Genomic DNA, 18,587 nt, shown 5'->3' with positions numbered 1-18,587 from the left:
GCTGCCTCGGCATGGGCGCTGTCGGCCGGTGACGCCGACACGGATAGGTGGGGAAGCGTGGCACCGCGGAGCGCGGTCACCGGTGGGGCATCCTGGCGGCACATGTGCTCCAGCAGCAGCCATCAGGGGTCGGTTCATGCGGGTGTCGTCTTCAAGGGTTACCGTCGTCGCTCTGCTGGCGGATCCGGACGCGCCGACGGACGTCGCGCGGCGCATGGCCCGCGATTTGCCGGCTCGGCTCGCCGACAGATCCGGCCCGGGGCGACGGTTCGAGATCGAGGTGGTGAGTGAGCCGTTCACCTCGGGCAGCGAGGACCCGCCGACGTTGATGCGCCGAATCAGGGACCGCGCAGGTCCGGAGAGCTGGGACGTCGTCGTGGCTCTCACCGACCTTCCCCTGCGCGCCGACGGGCACACGCTGGTGGTGGATGTGCAGTACGGGCACGGGCTGGCGCTGTTGTCCCTGCCCTCGCTGGGCGGCTTGCGGCTGCAGAGGAGAGCCCGGCAGGCCGTGGAAGAAGCCGTGCTCGGCCTCGTCAACCCGCGGGTCGACAAAGGTGAGGGGAGCCCAGCACGTCAACCGCTGACGGCACCGTTCGCCGGACACGTCACGCCTGTCGCCCCGGACCCGGTCAGCGGCGAGGACGCGGCTGATCTGCGCTACGTCGTCAGCGGCAGACGGGGCCGCCTACGGCTGCTTGCGGGGATGGTCCGCGCCAACCGGCCCTGGCGCCTGGTGCCCGGCCTGTCGAAAGCGCTGGCGGCCGCGCTGGCGACCGGGGCCATCGCCACCGTGAACTCGACCGTCTGGAGTCTGGCCGAAGCCCTGAGCACGCCCCGTCTTGTGATCGCCACGATCGGATCTCTCACGACCATGATCGGGTGGCTGATCGTGGACGCCCAGCTGTGGCATCGCCCGTCGAAGAGCACACCGGAGGCGAGACAGCGGGCGAGGCTCTACAACACCTCGACGATCGTGACCGTCGGAATCGGAGTACTCGCCTGCTACGTCGGCTTGATGGTCGTCAACTTCGTGTGGGCGCTGTTCGTCCTCAACGACCGCGTGTTCGCGTCTCTCACCCGATCCCCGTTGGACGCGGCGGATTACGTGACGCTGGCCTGGTTCGTCGCTTCGGTCGCCACTGTGGGCGGTGCGTTGGGGTCGGGCCTGGAGAGTGATGAGGCGATCCGTGCGGCCGCCTATTCCAAGCGCGAACAGGAACGCCGTCGTGCGCTGGAGAACGACCACGGCGACTAGTCCTCCTCCCTAGTCCGCCGCCGGGCGCATCCGGAAGTCGTACCGCTCCGGTACCGCCTCCCCCGTCGCCGCCGTCCACAGCTCGCCCAGCGTCTCCGCGCCCTCGCGGAGGTCCGACGGCTCGAAGCCGGAGTCGAAGACGGCGCGGACGCCGTCCATGTCTCCCTCGGCGTGGAGGAGTTGGGCCTCCAGGAGGCGGAAGCGGCCCTCGGCGCGGGTCGCTTCGTGCAGGCGGTCCCAGACCGCGCGGGCCGCTTCCGTGCGGTGCGCGGCGAGCAGTCCGGTGATGGCTTCGCGGCCGAGCGCGGCGGTGGTGACGGTCCACACGGGGCCGTCGTCGCGGCGTTCCTGGCAGAGGTCGTCGAAGGCTTCCGCGTACCGGTCGGCGGCCCGCTCGGTGTTGCCCTCGGCGTGGTCGGCGACGGCGAGGCAGCGCAGCAACGGCCAGCGGGACGGCGCCAGTTCGAGGCCGCGCTCCCAGCTGCGGACGGCCTGTGCCCGGTCGCCCGCGTGCCACTGGGCGACCCCCAGGTGGTACTCGGCGAGCGGGCGTGCGGGCGCCGTCTCCAGCATGTCCCGCCAGTGCGGCGCGACGAGCGTCGGTCCGGGCGGCGCCACCTTGCGCGGCTCGGGCACGGCGCCCGAGTGCAGCAGTTCCAGCCACGGCGCCTGGTCGGGGCCGAGCGTCGACTCGGCGAAGGGCGTACCCGGCAACTTGTATCCGGTGCGCAGCACTTCGAGGGCGCCCCAGCCCGACCCGGTGGCGAGCACCTCGCCGGGTTCGGCGTCGGCCGAGGTCAGCCAGGACTCGTAGGCCGCGTCGACCGTCTCGCGGGGCAGCGCGTCGGCGAGGCGCGCCGCGACCTCGTCCCGCGCGCCCGCCCACGCGCCGTGCACGCGGTCGGCGGACGCGGAGAGCGGCCCGTACGACTCCAGCCAGCTGAAATCGGTCTCGGGGTCCAGGCGTACGTGCTCCAACTGGGTGCGTGCGAGACCCGACTGGATCTCCGCGTAGCCGCCCGTGCCGGGTGCGGTGAGCCACTCCTGCCAGCGCCGCCCGCCTGTGCCGGTCCCCCAGACGAAGAGCTTGCGGCCGCGCGGCAGGTCGGTGGAGGTCTGGACGACGCCGTGCCCGGCGTCGTCGAGTGCGGCCATCCAGCGGCGTGTGCCGTCCGGCACGTCGTAGAAGTAGTCGGCGGGGTACTCGCTGTTGCGCGGGTACGTACGGTCGGCGCCCTCGAACTCCGGGACCGGCACCTTGCGCAGCGTGCCCGTGTACGCGAAGTGCCAGGCCTCGTCGGCGGGGGCGAGCACCCTGCGCTCGTCGGGCACTGCGATGTTCGACCACCAGTAGACGGGGGCGGGCTTCTCGTGCGGGTTGCGGATCCGGACGCCGACGTGCAGGAAGTCGGAGTCCTCGGGCAGCCACAGGTCGACCTGGAAGGGCAGGTCGCGCAGCCGCTCCCACTCCCACAGGCGGAGCATCTCGCCGCCGTCGGGTGCCCGCACTCGGGCCGCGTGCACGGGGGCGCAGGACAGGGTGGTGTGGCCGGTGGCGCCGATGTTCCACTCGATGCCGCCGGAGGTCCAGGCGCCGTTGAGGGCGAAGGCGGCGGGCTGCGACACGGGGTTGCGGTACAGCAGTTCGCGCCCCGTCGGCTTGTGCAGGAGGGAGTGGACGCGGCCGCCGTAGCCGGGCAGGACGGTGGCGCGCAACCGGGCGTTCTCGACGACGATCACGTCGAGCTCCGTGTCGGTGCGTTCGCGGCCGTACGCGTCGCGGACCCGGGCGGGCAGCGGGGAGCTGAGCGGTGCGTACCCGAGCTGCCGCGCCATGTCGCGCGGCAGCCCTTCCTTGGCGCGCTCGTCGAGGGTGTGCACGTTCCGCAGGGGCAGCAGCGGCGGCAGCGGGTTCTCGGGTCCCGGCGCGGCTGCGGGCAGGGTCAGTACGTCGCGTCGCACGGTCGTCTTCACGATCACCATGGAACACGGTCGGCGAGGTGTCGGCCAGGGGCCGCCCAGGTCAGGATTGGGCAAAGGCCTCCACGATCACGTCGGTGAGCAGATCGCCCGCCTTGCCGTCCGGGTCGAGGTCGGGGTCGTAGATGGTGACGTTGAGGCCGACGCAGCGCGGGGAGCGGACGAACGGCCGCAGCAGCGCCAGGAGTTCCTCGGCGAAGAGGCCGCCGGGGTCGGGGCTGTCGACGGCGGGCATCACGGAAGGGTCGAGGACGTCGGCATCCAAGTGCACCCAGAAACCGTCGAGTTCGGGCTCCTCCAGTGTCTGGGCGACGGCTCGGGCGATGTTCTCCTCGCCCCACTTGCGCAGCTCGCCGACGGTGACGTTGGTGATCTTCAGGTCCGTGAACTCCGCGCGGTCCTCGTCCCCGTCCCTGAGGCCGAAGATGCAGACGTCGTCGTCGCGGACGTAGGGCCGCAGCCCTTCGAGGTCGGTGAGGTCCTGCTGGCCGCGGCCCGTGGCGAGGGCGAGCTCCTCGCCGCCCGCGGCGCCGACGCGGTCGGAGTTGCCCGGGTGCCGGAAGTCGGCGGAGCCGTCGATGGACGCGATTCCGTAGCGCCCGATGCGGCGCAGGGCGAGCGCGGCACCCAGCTGGATGGAGCAGTCGCCGCCGAGGACGACGACGAAGTCCTCGCCGCGCACGTAATGTTCGATGCGGTCGGCGAGCTTACGGGTGTAGGAGGCGATGGCGGCCGCGTTGAAGACGCCGTCGCCTTCCCGCCAGTCGCCGCGGTCGTAGCGCGGCGGCACGACCACGCCGCCCTCGAAGGCGCCGAGGCGCCGCAGGATGCCCCGCTCCCGCAGGGCTCCCGCCAGCTTGTAGCAGCCGGGCACGGTGCCGGGGGCGGGCGGGCGCAGGCCCAGGTTGGAGGGCGCGTCGACGAGTACGATATTCCGCATGCCGCCCATCCTGGGCGACGCACGTCGGCCCTTTCAACACTCCCGGTGTCGTCGAACGGGAGAGCGGTGCGCGGATGGCTGCATGTCGGCGGTGATGGCCCAGCGTTCGTGGTCTCGCCAGGCCCCGTCGATGAAGAGGAAGTCCGGCGAGAAACCCTCCAGACGGAAGCCGGCGCGGCGGACCAGCGCGATCGAAGCCGCGTTGCCCGGCTGGATGTTGGCCTCGAGTCGGTGCAGGCCGAGTGCCTCGAAGGCGTACGTGAGGACGAGCCCGAGCCCCTCGCTCATGAGGCCGCGCCCCGCGGCGTGCGCGAAGGCGCCGTAGCCGAGGGCCCCGCAGTGGAAGCCGCCGCGGACGATGTTGTTGATGTTGATGAAACCGGCGACGCCGCCACCGTCCCGTTCACAGACGACGAGCCCCGCTTTGGCGGGATCCTCGATCACCGACTCGGCGTAGGCGCGGAAGGTGTCGTCGGTGCGCGGCGGGAAGAGCCAGGGCCGGTGCAGCTCCCGGCTCTGGTTGGCGCGGGCGGTGAACTCGGCACCGTCCGCGAGGGTGAGGGGACGTATGCCCACGCTGGGGCCTTCGGCGAGAAAGGGTCGAGGTTCGGACATCCGGCCACGCTATCCGCAGGGGCGGGGCACGCCGGCCTTCAGGCGCTCACCGTCGCCTCCGCATGAAGTAGGCCCCGCACAGGGCACCGATCAGACCCGTCCCGAGCAGGGCCATCCACAGCGGGACGGTCACTTCTGGAATGAGCAGGCGGATCTTGGTGCTGCGGGTGTTCTCGAAGATGAAGACGAGGGTGAGGACGACGACCGCGGCGACGGCCACCCTGCCGGGCGTCATCAGCCCGCCGGAGCCGCCGCCCTGGGAGCCGCCCGTGGAGGTGTTGGGGCTCATGCTGTGGACCCTTCCGTCGGAGGTACGCCGGCCTCCCCCGCTCCCCAGCATGGGCAGCCGGGGAGCGGAGCGCGCGGTGGAGGTGCCTCCGGGGTGGGTCGGTGGGCCGTACGGGTGACGCCCGCGGCGGATCAGTGGCGCACCACCGGCAGCTTCAGGACCCCGGTGTCCTCGGGCGCGCTGGTCACGGTGACGGGCTTGACGCCCCGGTTGCCGCCGTACGCCCCGTCGCTCGCCGCCACGACGAACTGCAACCGGTGGCCCTTCTCGTAGCGGTGCACGATGCCGGGCAGCGTCACCTTGAACGGCTCGGTGACGTCCGGCACCCGCACCGGCGATACGAGGCGGTGGACGAGGGTCTTCTTGCCGTCGGGCGCGACGTCGTACAGCTTCGCGAAGAGGACGAGTTTGTCGGCGGCGTCTCCGGAGTGCTGCACGCGCTCCGTCCTCGGCGAGATCACCTTGAGGGTCGCCTCGGGCGCGCCCACGACGTCCACGGCGTCGGTGAGGGGTTCGGTCGTCCAGTCGAGGTAGGTGCCCCTGGTGTCGTGCGGTGCCGGGTCGGGCAGGCCGATCATCCCGGCGAGCGAGGACTCGGAGTGGCTGGTGGGGATGAGCCAGTTCCGGTACTCGCGGCTGCCGCGGGTCACCTTCTCGCGGTGGTCGACGAGCTTGCCGTCGCCGGACAGGTAGAGCGTGCGGTTGCGCGCGGGGACGTCGGACGCGGTGGCGTAGGTTTCGTTCGGGTCGCCGATCCAGTCGCGGTAGTAGGAGAAGGCGGGGCCGGTGTCGACGCCCTTCTTCTGGTGGAGGTAGCGGTCGAACCAGGCGAGGACGCGCTTGCCGACGTAGGAGGTCTCCAGGTTGCCCGCGCCGAGGTTGAGCTCGCCGGACGCCGGGTCGGTCCTGCCGCCGCTGTGCCCCCAGGACTGCCAGATCATCTTGGCGGTGGTGCCCTGCTTCTTCAGCGTCTTGTACGTCGCCTCGGCCTCGTTGAGGTTGAAGAGGCTGTCGGCCTGCCCCTGGACGAGCAGCGTCGGCGTCTTCACCTTGCCGAGGTAGGAGACCGGGGAGACGCCGCGCGCGAACTTCTGGAGCGCCTCGGTCTTGTCGGCCGGGTAGCGCCCGGAGTTGAGCGTGCGGATCGTGTCGCAGGCCTTGGTGACGAAGTGCAGGCAGCCCAGGCGGTTGATGCGGGACGGGTCCAGGCTGGGGACGAGCAGGGGCTGGCCCTCGCCGATGAGGTAGAACCCGTTCATCCACTGCCACTTGGCGGCGCCCGGGACGCCGCGGTCCGCCGCGTTGTTCGGGTCGAGGGAGTACGCCAGGTCGTTCCAGGTGATCATCGGGACGAGGGCGTCGACGCGGTGGTCCACGGCGGCCGTCGCCAGCTGTACGGCGCCGCCGTACGATCCGCCGATCATGCCGACGCGCGGGTCTCCTTCGGCGTCGGCGGTGACGTAGTCGGCCTTGGTCCCGTCGTCGGCGGCCCGCTTGCCGCCGAGGAAGTCGATGAGCCCGGAGGCCGCCCTGCCGTCGGTCTCCGGGTCGTCGAGGGAGATCAGACAGCCCGACTTGCCGAAGCCGAGGCCGGAGTAGACGAGCGAGACGTAGCCGCGCTCGGCGAACGCCTTGCCGGTCGCCGCGGTCCCGTCGGACTTGCTGCCGCCGAACCCGTTCGTGGTGACGACGGCCGGCGCGGGGTGCGCGGCGTCCACTCCGGCGGGCCGGTACAGGTCCGCGTCGATGGTGCAGCTGCGACCGCCCGCCTGGACGGTGAACTTCAGGGCGGTGACGGTGTACTGGCCCGTCGCGCTCGCTGGGGCGGGTGCGGCGAGGGCGAGCGGCGCGGCGAGTGCCGCCGCGGTGGCGAGGGTCAGGGCACGGCGACGGGACAAGGGGACCTCCACGCTGAGGACGGCCGACGACCGGCGACTACTGGCCGGTAAGTACCGGCGGAGACATGGTGTGACACGTGTCATGTCGAGGTCAACGGCTGTGACAGCGGTTTCTGCGGGGAGAACCACGGAGATTCCGTGAAGGGGCGGAGAGCCCTTGGAAGAGTGGGGCGGTCAGACGAGCGCGGGCTCGTCCAGTGTCAACGTCCCGGCGTCCGCGTCGAGTTCGGCCGCCACCCCGAACGGCACGGTCAGCGCCCCGTCGCAGTGCCCGAACCCGAGCTCCTCCGCCACCGGCACGCCGAGCCCGCCGAGCCGGTCCGCGAAGAGCGCCCGCAGCTCGTCGCGGTCCCCGCACTCCTCCCACGACCCGAGCGCGACCCCGGCCACCCCGTCGAGCAAGCGGGCGCGCAGGAGTTGGGTGAGGATCCGGTCCATGCGGTACGCCTCCTCGCCGATGTCCTCGATACAGAGCAGGCCCCCGCGGGCGGATGTCCTGGCCGTGGGCGTGCCGAGGTCGGCGGCGAGCAGCGACACACAGCCGCCGAACGTGACACCCCTGGCCCGGCCGCCGACGAGGGCCCTCGCGTGCGGGGAGTCGGCCCGGATGACGCGGGCCTCCTCGGGCGCGAAGAGCGTGGTGCGCAGGTGGTCCTGGGCGCGGGCGTTCTTGAGGAAGCCGACCGTGGCGGTCATCGGGCCCTGCAGGGTGGCGACGCCGAGGCGGGTGGCGAAGGCCTCGTGCAGGGCGGTGATGTCGCTGTAGCCGAGGAACACCTTGGGCCCGGCGACGCCGGTCGCGCGCCGCATCGCCTGCCAGTCGACGAGGTCCACCATGCGCTGGGCGCCGTATCCGCCGCGGGCGCAGAACACGGCGGCCACGGACGGGTCGCACCACGCCTGTTCCAGGTCGCGGGCGCGGTCGGCGTCCGTCCCCGCGAGATAGCCGAACTCGGGGTGGCGGTCGCGGACATGGGGTGCGACGACGGGTTCCAGGTCCCAGCCGCGCAGGATGTCCAGGCCCGCGTCGAGGCGGTCGTCGGGGACAGGTCCGCTCGGTGCGACGACGGCCACCCGCGCGCCGGGCGTGAGGCGCGGAGGCCGTACGAGGGGTATCACTTGGCGAGCTCCAGGGTGGGGACGCGTCCCGCGACGTCGATCCTGAACACCTGCGCGTACAGGGAGAGTTCGGCCTCCAGCGCGCGGACCATGGTGTCGGCGCGGCGGAATCCGTGCCCCTCGCCCTCGAAGGCGATGTAGGCGTGCGGGACGCCGCGCCCCTCCATCCTGGCGAGGAACCGCTCGGACTGGGCGGGCGGGCAGATGACGTCGTCGAGGCCCTGGAGGAGCAGGAACGGCGCGGTGATGAGTTCGGCGTGGCGGGCCGGTGAGCGTTCCTCGTACCGCCCCGGCTCGGTGTCGAGCGGGCCCACGAGGGACTCCAGGTACTTTGATTCCAGGTCGTGGGTCTCCCCCGACGCGAACGCGGTGAGGTCGAGGACGGGGTAGCTGATCGTGCCGCAGGCGTAGACGTCCGTGCAGGTCAGGGAGGCGGCGGCGGTCCAGCCGCCCGCGCTGCCGCCGCGGACTGCGAGGCGGGCGCGGTCGGCGGTCCCCTCGTCGGCGAGGGCGAGGGCGACGGCGGCGCAGTCGTCGACGTCGGCGATGCCCCACTGTTCGCGCAGCCGGTTGCGGTAGGCGCGGCCGTACCCGGTGGAGCCGCTGTAGTTGACCTCGGCGACGCCGATGCCGCGCGAGGTGAAGTAGGCGATGGCCAGGTCGAGCACGAGGGGCGCGCGGCCGGTGGGGCCGCCGTGCGCCCACACCACGTAGGGCGGCAGTTCGTCGTCGGGCGCGACGTGGCCGGGGTGGTGGGGCGGGTAGAGGTGCGCGTGGATCTCGCGTCCGGCGGGGCCGTAGAAGGTGCGGATGTGTGGTTCCGGGTAGTACGCGGGGTCCACCGGGTCGTCGTGGGCGGCGCCGACGACGCGGGCGCGGCCGGTGCAGGTGTCCAGCTCCACGACTTCGTACGCGCTGCGGGGGCTCGCGGCGACGCCGGTGACGCGCGAGCCGTGCGCGGCGACCGTCGAGGCCCACTCCGTCCAGGGTCCCGCGGCGTCGACGACCTCGCCCGTCTCGGGGTCGAGTATGCCGAGGGCGGTGGCGCCCGTGCCGTGCACGACGGCGATCAGTCCGCTCTCCAGCGGGGCGAACCAGTTCCAGCCGACCTGCCACAGCGGTCCCGCGAACTCCTCCTCGCGCGGACAGAGCGGCTGTACGTAGACGGAGTCGCCGCCGGTGTCGCCGGTGTCACGCGGGTCCGCCCGGTACAGGTTCCACCAGCCCGTGCGGTCGCTGGAGAACAGCAGCCGCCCGTCGTGGGCCCATTCGACCTGCGCGACCGACTCCTCGGGGCCGCCCGCGAACGTACGGGCCGGACCGAACGTGCCGTCCTCGCGCACCGCGGCGAGCGTCAGCTCTGTGCCGTCCCACGGCATGCGCGGGTGGTCCCAGCCGAGCCAGGCGGCGTGGGCGCCGTCGGGCGACAGGCGTGGCCCGGTGACGAACCGGTGCCTGCCGTCGGACAGTTCGCGCACGGCGTCGCGGTCCGCTGCCGCCGTTCCGTCGAGCGGCACCGCGGCGATGACGCGGCGTACGTCGGTCGGTGCCTCGCCGGTGAACTCCTCCAGGACGCACCAGACTTCGCCCCGGTCAAGGCGCAGCACGGGGTCGACCCAGCGCAGCCCGCCGCCGATGCCGGAGACCGGGGTCAGGGGTCTCGGTTCGGCGCCGGGGGCGTCCGGCTCGTACGCGTACAGGCGCTGGTCGGCGAAGTCGACGAAGACCACGAGCGGGCCCTCGGGGCGCTCGGCCCCGGCCCAGGGACGGCCGCCGTACTCGACGACGCGGCTGCGTACGTTCCACGGCGCGGGCAGCACCGTCCGCTCCTCGCCGTCGGGCAGCCGCCGCACCAGCGCGCGCCGGCCCCCCTCGGTGGGGCGCGGCGCCGTCCACCAGGTCTCGGCGCCGACGAAGCCCACGAACCCCGGAGCGCCGTCGTGGGTCGCGGCGAGCTCGGCATCGATCGGCGACGGCCATGATCCGTACGCCAGGGTCTGCATCATGTCCTTCTCTTCCCCCATTTTCACTAGGCCGTACGCAGAAAGCGGTCGAGGACTCGGACGCCGAAGTGCAGCGCGTCGACCGGGACGCACTCGTCGACTCCGTGGAAGAGCGCCTGGTAGTCGAAGCCCTCCGGTGTCCTCAGCGGCGAGAAGCCGTAGCCGGTGATGCCGAGCCGCGAGAACTGCTTGGCGTCCGTGCCGCCCGACATGCAGTACGGCACGACGTGGCCCTCCGGCGCGAACTCCCCGACGGCCGCCCTCATGCGCGCGTACGTCGGCGAGTCGACCGGCGCCTGCAGCGCCACCTCGCGGTGGTGGAACTCCCAGTCGACGTCAGGCCCCGTGAGTCGGTCAAGCGTTCGTTGGAACTCTTCCTCGCCGCCGGGCAGAAAGCGGCCGTCCACGTACGCCACTGCCTCCCCAGGGATCACATTGACCTTGTAACCCGACTGCAGCATCGTCGGATTGGCGCTGTTGCGGACGGTCGGCGCGACGAGGTCGGCGGTCGGACCGAGCTTCTCCAGGAAGGCGTCCACGTCGTAGCCCGGCGCGTCGGGGTCGGTCTCCAGGCCGTACAGCGCGGCCAGTTCGACGAGCGAGGCGTGCACGGTCGGGGTGAGCCGGACCGGCCAGCGGTGCTCGCCGATGCGGGCGATGGCGCCGGCCAGCCTGCTGACCGCGTTGGCGTGATTGACCTTCGAGCCGTGGCCCGCCTTGCCGCGCGCGGTGAGCTTGAGCCAGCCGGTACCACGCTCTCCCGCCGCGATGGGGTAGATCTGGTTGCCGCGGCCGTCGTGGAAGGTGAAGGCCCCCGACTCGCTGATGCCTTCCGTGCAGCCCTCGAAGAGCGCGGCGTGACGGTCGGTGAGGAAGCCCGAACCGTCGGCGGCGCTGGCCTCCTCGTCGGCGGTGAACGCGATCACGAGGTCGCGCCGGGGCCGCACCCCCGCGCGGGCCCACTGCCGGACGACGGACAGGATCATCGCGTCCATGTTCTTCATGTCGATGGCGCCGCGCCCCCAGACGACGTCGTCGCGGATCTCGCCGGAGAACGGGTCGACGCTCCAGTCGGCGGCCTCCGCGGGCACGACGTCGAGGTGCCCGTGGACGAGCAAGGCGTCGGCGCCCGGGTCCGTGCCCTCGATACGGGCGACGACGTTGGTGCGGCCCGGGGTGCGCTCCAGGAGCAGGGGTTCGAGGCCCGCTTCGGCGAGGCGCTCGGCCGCGTACTCGGCGGCGGGCCGCTCGCGGCAGTCGCCGCCGCCTCGGTTGGTGGTGTCGATGCGGATGAGCTCGGAGGTGAACGTCACGACCTCGTCGAGCGCCCGCGCGTCCACGTGTTCGCCGGGCTTCTGCTCCACGTCCTGCACTTGCTGGTCAGCCATACTGCTCCTCCACGGCGGCAGAGGCGATCGTCGTAACCGCCTTGAAGGTACGGATCCCCTCGTACATCGTCTCGCTGTCGTAAGCGACCTTGCGCTCCCCCGTACGGCGCACACCCGGCACGACGGTCGACGCCATGGAGAGGTGCTCGGCGTCGAACTCGACCTCGATGGTGAACGGCCCGTCGTGCACCGGTTCGTGGCGCACGGCCAGCGCGGCGGCTTCCTTGGCCGCGGCGCGGATGTCCGCGGCGGTGCGGGCCGGGGTGCGGCAGACCGCGGCGTACCGCGAGACGTGGTCCTTGACGGCGACCTTGAGCGCGCCGGGCGCGTAGCCGAGGGCGTCCTCGCAGGCCAGGTCGTCGCCGGTGACGAGCACGACGGGGACGCCGTACTCGGCGACGACGTGGGAGTTGAGCAGCCCCTCGCTGGCCCGGACGCCGTTGACCCACACGCCGGTGATCTGGTTGGCGAGGTAGGTGTGCGCGAGGACGCCCTCCATGCCGGCGCCCGCGTGGTAGCCGATGAACGCGATGCCGTCGACGTCGTCGTGCTGCACGCCCTCCACCATGGAGAGCGACTTGTGGCGTCCGGTGAGCATTTCCACCCGGTCGTCCAGGTTCTCCAGTAGCAGGTTGCGCATGGTCCAGTGCGCCTCGTTGATGAGCACGTCGTCGGCGCCGCCGTCGAAGAACCCGAGCACGGCGGCGTTGACGTCCGAGGTGAACATCGCCCGGCACCGCTCCCACTGCGGGGTGCCGGGCAGCACGTCGGCCGGCCAGGTCACGCCGGTGGCGCCCTCCATGTCGGCGCTGATCAGGATCTTCACAAGCTTCTCCCACTCCCCCGGGGTCGGATGACCGGACAGCTCACACTCACATCAGTTGCCGCCACCAGTTTCGCAACCACGCCGGGCATCGCCGTGAAGGGGTGTCCAGTGCGGCAGGGCGTCGTCCAGGCGCGGGTCCCGTGGGTCGTCCCACACGAGGCAGCCCCACACGATGCCGGGGACATCCACGCCGAGCCGGTCGCCGGGTCCCTCGACCAGCGTGCGGTGGACGGCTTCGAGGTAGGCGGCCGCGGACGGATGGTCCGGCGCGGACACGTCGGGCCCCGACATCGTCGACCACCGGCCGACGCCGTCCTCGGACACGTACTGGCCGTACTCGGGCCCGGCCTCGTCGCCCGTGAGCCACGGGACGACCCGCGCCCCGTCCCAGTAGTCCCGTCGGCCGGTGCCCGGCAGGCGCGGGCGCAGCGCGTCCGCGGGCCCGAGCAGCACGCCGTCCGGCAGGAACGCCCCGGAGCCGACCTCGCCCTCGTCCTCGTTCGCCTCGATGTACTGGTGCTCCACGCCGCCGCACAGCCGCCACACGGCGACGAGTTCCGCGGGCAGCCCGTACCCGAGGGCGTCCGTCAACCGGGCATCGGCCGCGCGGATCTCGTCCTCGGCGGCGGGCGGGAGCAGGGAGGCGTACGACGTGGGGGCGTGTGCCTTCAGCCAGTCGGTCAGCCGCTGCCATGCGGCGGTGACCCGGACGACTTGATCGTTTCGCTCGGACATCCGCACAGAGTAGACAGTGTGATGGTCGGGAGGAGTGACCATCCCGCCCTTAGTGGGGCCGTTCCTCGCTCCCGTAGGACGGGCGGATCACGACCGCTTCCGTCCTGACGGTCCTGCCCTCACGGAAGGTGAGGACGAAGGGGATGCGTTCGCCGAGGCGCAGCGGCTCGCGCAGACGCACCATGACGTCCAGGCCGTACGGCGACATGGTGAGGCCCTCGCCTGCCGGGACGGCGGCGGAGTCCACCATGCGCATACCGGCGGCGCCGCTGCCCGTGGGCGCGTACCGGGCGAGCATCACGTCGTCGAGCACGGGTGACGCCACGGAGGTCAACCGGTCGCCGGAGCCGCCGGAGTTGGTTATCCGGAAGAACGCCGCGCTCTCGCGCGTGTTGCCGTACGGCAGGAAGACCGTCCCGTCGGCGACCTCGACCCGGGCGGGACTGCCCGCGCCACCGGAGCCGGTCCACACGGTGAGCAGCCCCAGGGCGACGGCGCAGGCGGCGACGGGTTCGAGCGCGCCGCCGAGTCCTTCGCGGATCCTGCGGCGGGAGGGCCGCCAGGAGTACGTGTCGCTCATCGGTGGCCTCCACGGTTCTGGCGACGGTCGCGGTGCGGGCGCGGCGCCGGGCCGCGGGCCGGGCGCCAGGTGCGCAGGCGCAGGCTGTTGCCGACCACCAGCAGGGAACTCGCCGACATCGCCGCGGCGGCGACCATGGGGTTCAGCAGGCCCACCGCGGCGAGCGGCACCGTGACGGCGTTGTAGCCGAAGGCCCACAGGAGGTTGACGCGGATGGTGCGCAGGGTGCGGCGGGCGAGGCGGACCGCGTCCGCGACGGCCTCGATGTCGCCGCGGACGAGCGTCACGTCGGCGGCGCCGATCGCCACGTCGGTGCCGCCGCCCATGGCGATGCCGAGGTCGGCGCCCGCGAGCGCCGCGGCGTCGTTCACGCCGTCACCGATGACCGCGACGCGGCGGCCGCCTTCCCTCAACTCCCGCACGAGGGCCGCCTTTCCCGCGGGTGTGCAGCGGGCGTGCACTTCGTCGATGCCGAGGTCTTCGGCGACGGCGCGGGCGGTGGCCTCGCGGTCGCCGGTGGCCAGGACGGGGCGTACTCCGAGGCGCCGCAGTTGGTCCACGGCACGGTAGCTGCCGGGCCGCACCAGGTCTCCGACGGCGACGAGCGCCTCGGGCCCGCCGTCCACCAGGATCAGGACGGGGGTGTGCGCGGCGCCCTCGGCCTCCGCCAGTGCGCGGGCGAGCGGCCCCTCCAACTCGTCGCCGGGGGCCCGGACTTCGACGACGTGGCCGTCGACCACGCCCCGGACGCCCCGTCCCGCCTGGGCGGCGAACTCTCGGACCGGCGGCAGCTGTTCCTGTGGGGCGGCCTTCCTCGCGTACGCGGTGATCGCGCGGCCCAGCGGGTGTTCCGAGCCCTGCTCCACGGCTCCGGCGAGCCGCAGCGCGGCCTCCTTGCCGATGCCGTCGGGCGCCGCCGTGCACGCGGTGACGCTCATGTGCCCGGAGGTCAGGGTGCCGGTCTTGTCGAGGACGACGGTGTCGACGTGCTTCAGCGCTTCGAGGGCCTGCGGCCCGGTGACCAGGACACCGAGCTGGGCGCCCCGGCCGGTCGCGGCCATCAGGGCGGTGGGCGTGGCCAGGCCCAGAGCGCACGGGCAGGCGACGACGAGCACGGCCACGCACGCGGTGACGGCGGCCTGCGGGTCGGCTCCGGCGCCGAGCCAGAAGCCGAGCACCGTGGCGGCGAGCGAGAGCACGACCGGCACGAACACGCCCGCGACCTCGTCCGCGAGCCGCTGCGCGTTCGCCTTGCCCGCCTGGGCGTCGGTCACCATGCGGGTGATCCTGGCCAGTTGGGTGTCGGCGCCGACAGCCGTGGCACGGACGAGGAGCAGCCCGCCCGCGTTGACCGCGCCGCCGGTCACTGCGGACCCGGGCCCGACCTCGACGGGTTCGCTCTCCCCGGTGACCAGCGACAGGTCCACGGCGGAGCTGCCCTCGACCACGTCTCCGTCGGTCGCGACCCGCTCACCGGGCCGTACGACGAAGATCTGGCCCACGTCCAACTGCCCGATGGGTACGACGCGTTCGGCGCCGGACTCCTCCCGTACGGCGACGTCCTTGGCCGCGAGCCCCGCGAGGGACCGCAGCGCCCGCCCGGTGCCGTGCCGGGCCCGCGCCTCCAGGAACCGCCCGGCGAGGACGAACAGCGGGACACCGACGGCCGCCTCCAGATAGACGTGCGCGACGCCGTCGTCGGCGGAGGGCAGCAGGGTGAACGGCATCGTCATGCCGGGGTCGCCCGCACCGCCGAGGAAGAGCGCGTACGCCGACCAGCCGAAGGACGCGGCGACACCCAGCGAGACCAGCGTGTCCATGGTCGCCGCCGCGTGCCGCAGCCCGCGCAGCGCGCGCAGGTGGAACGGCCACGCGCCCCAGGTGGCGACGGGCGCGGCGAGCGCGAAGCACAGCCACTGCCAGTTGCGGAACTGGAGGGCGGGGGCCATGGAGAGGACGAGCACGGGGAGGGAGAGCAGGGCGGTGATCAGGAGCTGCTGCCGCTGCTGGTGCTGCTGTTGCTGTTCTCGCTGTGCTCGTTGGTCCCGCGGGTGCGGTTGTGGATCACGTTCCTGCGGCCGTGGGGGTTCCGGCAGTTCCGCCGTGTATCCGGCCTGCTCGACGGTGGTGACGAGGTCGGCGGGGGTGACGGTCGGCGGGTGGCTCACGCGGGCGCGGCCGGTCGCGAGGTTGACCGTCGCGGTGACCCCGTCGAGTCCGGCGAGGCGCTTCTCGACCCGTTTCACGCAGGCCGCGCAGGTCATGCCGCCGACGGCCAGATCGGTGGTGACGACGGCGTCCGCCGCTTCGACGCCCATCAGTGGCCTCCGCCGTGCATGCCGCCCATGTCGCCGGTGCCGTCGCCACTGCTGCCGTCACCACTGCTGCCGTCGCCGCCGGGCCGCGTGTCGGACCCCGATCCCGTCTTCGAGTCGTGCATGCCCGGCGCGACCGGCCCCGCCGCCCTGCCCACGGCGTACGACGCGGCGAAGACCAGCACCAACAGCAACAGAAAGCCGCAGAGTGCGGGCGGCGGCACGAATCTCCGCCGTCTGTCCTCAGCCATCACCGCTCCCGGGTCGTGCGAGGTCGCGGACCGGCCGGTCCGCACCGCTCCAGGAGTCGGATGCGATGCCGGGCGAGTTCCCGCGTGGCCGCCATTCGGTCAGATCTTGGCCAGATCCTTGCGAGCCGTGACCATCTGGCCACTCGATGCGGCCGGGAACCGCGGCACAGGATCGACGCATGAAGATTCTCTGGGTATTCGCACACCCCGACCGGCGCTCGCTGGGCGGCTCCCTCATGACGGAGGGACTGCGCACGCTGGAGTCGCTCGGGCACGAGCACCGCACGTCCGATCTGTACGGCATGGGGTGGAAGGCCGTGGTGGACGCCGACGACTTCACCGACGACTTCGGGGGGCCGCCGCGCGACCGGCGGCTCTTCGTGGGTTCCGAGCAGGAACGCGCGTACAGGGAGCGGAAGTTGAGCGAGGACGTGCGCCGCGAGCAGGAGAAGATCGACTGGGCGGACACGCTCGTCTTCCAGTTCCCGCTCTGGTGGTTCGGGCCGCCCGCGATCCTCAAGGGCTGGTTCGACCGCGTGCTCGTCCAGGGCTTCGGCTTCGGCGTCAAGGGGCCCGAAGGCCGGACCCTGCGGTACGGCGACGGGGGCCTCGCGGGCAAGCGCGCCCTCGTCGTCACGTCGGTCGGCGCCCGCGAGTCCGGCTTCGGGCCGCGCGGGATCCACGGCCAGCTGGACCAGGTGCTGTTCCCGCTGCTGCACGGCACGTTCTGGTACACGGGGATGGCCGCGCTCCCACCCTTCGTCGTGTACGGCGCCGACCGGCTCACGGACGCCGGGTACGCGCACAGCGCCGGACGGCTGCGCCAGCGCCTGCGCGCCCTCCCCGGCACCGACCCGCTGCCCTTCCACGAGGAGAACGGCGGCGCCTACGACGAGGACCTCGTACTGCGCCCCGAGCTCGCGCCGGGCCTGTCCGGCCTCGGCGTGCACAGTTGAGCGGAGCGGCACGAGCCGCAGACCCCGCTGACCATAAAGAACAAGCTGAGTTCGAGCGTGTGCTCGAGTTCGGCGAAGCCCGTCGCCTCCGCCAGGCCGTCCGCCCACACCTCGACGGCGCCCGCGTCCACCGGACGGCTGCGGCCGCAGTCGCGGCAGATGAGGTAGTGACGATGTTCGTCGGTGGGGCGCCGCAGGTAGAGCCGTTCGCCGGTCTCGTCGCGTACGACGTCGACGAGACCGGCACGGTCCAGTTCGCGCAGCGCGCGGTAGACGGTGGTGAGGCCGACCGCCCGGCCGGAGACCGCGAGCAGGGCGTGCAGCTCCTGCGCGGAGACGAACTCGGCGCGGCTGCCGAGGGTTTCGAGGACGGCGGCACGCCGGCGGGTCCTGCGCATCCCCTCCGCCACGCCGGTCACGGGACCTCCCCGAGGGCGGACAGCGCGGGGAGAGAAGGCCGCGTGGGTACGGAGCCGAAGCTCAGCGTCCGGTAGACCGACACGCCGCCCGATCCCCCGCCCGCCCCCCTGCTCGTCAGCTCCTCGCACGCCTGCGCCGCCGCCGTCACGCGGCGCGTGTACGCGGGGTCCGTGGCGTCGAGCAGGATCCCCGACGTCGTACCGCTGTGCCCGACCGCGACGCCGAGGCCGCCGACCTCTCGGCAGATCTCGCGCATGGGCTCCAACGACGCCTTGTGGCGCAGGGTCTGGTTCATCAGGGCGCTGCGTGTGGCGATCCGCCCCACCTCCGCCAGGTCGTGGCCGCGCACCGCGACGGTGAGCCGTTCGAGCAGATCGGCGTAGGCGTGCCGGTCGGCGGTCGTGAACGGTTTGGGGATGCGGTTGAAGTCCACCGTGTCCACCGAGCCGCCCTCATCGATGCCGACGACCGCCATGGCGGGCAGTGAGCCGAGGACGGCGCGGAGCCGGACGCTGCGGTGGTGGTAGGCGACGATCGCGGGGTAGAGCACGCCGTCGGTGGGTTCGATGCGGGCCAGCAGCCGTTCGATCCTGGCGGGCGGCATCGGGACGCCGAGGGCCCGGCCGACCGCCCGCGCGGTGGCGACGAGGTCGGCGGAGGAGCTGGCGAGGCCCTTGCCCTCCGGGATGACGCTGCTGACGGTGAGCACGCCGCCGGGCGGGCGCCCGGGCCGCCTCGCGTGCGCCGGTTCGGCGATCATGCGCGCGAGTCGCAGCGCCTTCGTCTTGTGCGCGGGCCGGACTTCGAGCTCGCCCGACGCGGACCCCTGCCGGAACGTGGCCATCGTCCAGCGGGCGACGGGGAGCGTCACGAGGAAGTCGCCGCCCTCTTCCGGCAGCACCCCCTGGAGCAGCTCGCCGAAGGTACCGAAGGCGGTGCCGACCCCGGTCGCGGGCGTACCTCGGTGCGGCGGGCGAGGCCGGGTTCCGGCCTCCTGGATCAGCTTCACGCAAC

At 72.7% G+C, this 18,587-nt stretch carries 17 protein-coding genes; 2 read left to right on the top strand and 15 right to left on the bottom strand.

The genetic code is table 11. The features are described 5' to 3' along the window. Positions 1 to 136 precede the first annotated feature (136 nt). The gene (locus NOO62_RS33365) at positions 137 to 1,258 is read left to right on the top strand and encodes a hypothetical protein (protein WP_268774517.1); all 1,122 of its coding nucleotides are present in this window, start codon (positions 137 to 139) and stop codon (positions 1,256 to 1,258) included. A gap of 9 nt (positions 1,259 to 1,267) precedes the next feature. On the opposite strand, the gene NOO62_RS33360 is transcribed toward NOO62_RS33365, so the two are convergent. From NOO62_RS33360 to NOO62_RS33300, 13 genes are all read right to left on the bottom strand, one after another. Beyond that, complete coding sequence (locus NOO62_RS33360) at positions 1,268 to 3,241, bottom strand: DUF5107 domain-containing protein (protein ID WP_268774516.1); 1,974 nt, start codon at positions 3,239 to 3,241, stop codon at positions 1,268 to 1,270. Positions 3,242 to 3,281: 40 nt separating this feature from the next. After that, the gene (locus NOO62_RS33355) at positions 3,282 to 4,178 is read right to left on the bottom strand and encodes an arginase family protein (protein ID WP_268774515.1); all 897 of its coding nucleotides are present in this window, start codon (positions 4,176 to 4,178) and stop codon (positions 3,282 to 3,284) included. Between the two features lie 33 nt (positions 4,179 to 4,211). Then, complete coding sequence (locus NOO62_RS33350; RefSeq protein ID WP_268774514.1) at positions 4,212 to 4,793, bottom strand: GNAT family N-acetyltransferase; 582 nt, start codon at positions 4,791 to 4,793, stop codon at positions 4,212 to 4,214. A gap of 46 nt (positions 4,794 to 4,839) precedes the next feature. Further along, the gene (locus NOO62_RS33345; RefSeq protein ID WP_268774513.1) at positions 4,840 to 5,082 is read right to left on the bottom strand and encodes a hypothetical protein; all 243 of its coding nucleotides are present in this window, start codon (positions 5,080 to 5,082) and stop codon (positions 4,840 to 4,842) included. A gap of 131 nt (positions 5,083 to 5,213) precedes the next feature. Next, entirely contained in the window at positions 5,214 to 6,980 is a 1,767-nt protein-coding gene (locus tag NOO62_RS33340) for a CocE/NonD family hydrolase (RefSeq protein ID WP_414930929.1), read from the bottom strand. 174 nt (positions 6,981 to 7,154) lie between these two features. Beyond that, on the bottom strand, positions 7,155 to 8,099 hold the full coding sequence (locus NOO62_RS33335; protein WP_268774511.1) for a S66 peptidase family protein: 945 nt from the start codon (positions 8,097 to 8,099) through the stop codon (positions 7,155 to 7,157). Then, positions 8,096 to 10,102, bottom strand: a complete 2,007-nt coding sequence (locus NOO62_RS33330; RefSeq protein WP_268775900.1) for a prolyl oligopeptidase family serine peptidase — start codon at positions 10,100 to 10,102, stop codon at positions 8,096 to 8,098. The genes NOO62_RS33335 and NOO62_RS33330 overlap by 4 nt, the downstream gene beginning before the upstream one ends. Positions 10,103 to 10,128: 26 nt before the next feature. Continuing rightward, the gene (locus NOO62_RS33325) at positions 10,129 to 11,490 is read right to left on the bottom strand and encodes a M20/M25/M40 family metallo-hydrolase (RefSeq protein WP_268774510.1); all 1,362 of its coding nucleotides are present in this window, start codon (positions 11,488 to 11,490) and stop codon (positions 10,129 to 10,131) included. Continuing rightward, complete coding sequence (locus NOO62_RS33320; RefSeq protein ID WP_268774509.1) at positions 11,483 to 12,316, bottom strand: M55 family metallopeptidase; 834 nt, start codon at positions 12,314 to 12,316, stop codon at positions 11,483 to 11,485. The genes NOO62_RS33325 and NOO62_RS33320 overlap by 8 nt, the downstream gene beginning before the upstream one ends. A 51-nt stretch (positions 12,317 to 12,367) precedes the next feature. Next, positions 12,368 to 13,051 (bottom strand): hypothetical protein, encoded by a 684-nt coding sequence (locus NOO62_RS33315; RefSeq protein WP_268774508.1) that lies wholly within the window; start codon positions 13,049 to 13,051, stop codon positions 12,368 to 12,370. Between the two features lie 49 nt (positions 13,052 to 13,100). Then, positions 13,101 to 13,631 carry a copper chaperone PCu(A)C gene (locus tag NOO62_RS33310; protein ID WP_268774507.1) on the bottom strand — a complete coding sequence of 177 codons (531 nt, stop codon included), beginning with the start codon at positions 13,629 to 13,631 and terminating at the stop codon, positions 13,101 to 13,103. Continuing rightward, on the bottom strand, positions 13,628 to 15,949 hold the full coding sequence (locus tag NOO62_RS33305) for a heavy metal translocating P-type ATPase (protein WP_268774506.1): 2,322 nt from the start codon (positions 15,947 to 15,949) through the stop codon (positions 13,628 to 13,630). Before NOO62_RS33305 ends, NOO62_RS33310 begins: the two co-directional genes overlap by 4 nt. Next, positions 15,949 to 16,197 (bottom strand): hypothetical protein, encoded by a 249-nt coding sequence (locus NOO62_RS33300; protein ID WP_268774505.1) that lies wholly within the window; start codon positions 16,195 to 16,197, stop codon positions 15,949 to 15,951. Before NOO62_RS33300 ends, NOO62_RS33305 begins: the two co-directional genes overlap by 1 nt. 179 nt (positions 16,198 to 16,376) lie before the next feature. On the opposite strand from NOO62_RS33300, the gene NOO62_RS33295 reads away from it, so the two are divergent. Beyond that, positions 16,377 to 17,153, top strand: coding sequence for an NAD(P)H-dependent oxidoreductase (locus tag NOO62_RS33295; RefSeq protein WP_268774504.1), 777 nt, complete (start codon positions 16,377 to 16,379; stop codon positions 17,151 to 17,153). Here NOO62_RS33295 and NOO62_RS33290 read toward each other — a convergent pair. After that, positions 17,084 to 17,572: a Fur family transcriptional regulator gene (locus NOO62_RS33290; protein ID WP_321170635.1), complete on the bottom strand. Its 489-nt coding sequence runs from the start codon at positions 17,570 to 17,572 to the stop codon at positions 17,084 to 17,086. The two genes, NOO62_RS33295 and NOO62_RS33290, sit on opposite strands and share 70 nt — an antisense overlap. Continuing rightward, positions 17,569 to 18,573, bottom strand: a complete 1,005-nt coding sequence (locus NOO62_RS33285; RefSeq protein ID WP_268775898.1) for a kinase — start codon at positions 18,571 to 18,573, stop codon at positions 17,569 to 17,571. The genes NOO62_RS33290 and NOO62_RS33285 overlap by 4 nt, the downstream gene beginning before the upstream one ends. Positions 18,574 to 18,587 lie beyond the last annotated feature (14 nt).

Origin of the sequence: Streptomyces sp. Je 1-369 (assembly GCF_026810505.1) — a bacterium.
GTDB lineage: Bacteria > Actinomycetota > Actinomycetes > Streptomycetales > Streptomycetaceae > Streptomyces.
This window is presented reverse-complemented; position numbering and strand designations above follow the sequence as displayed.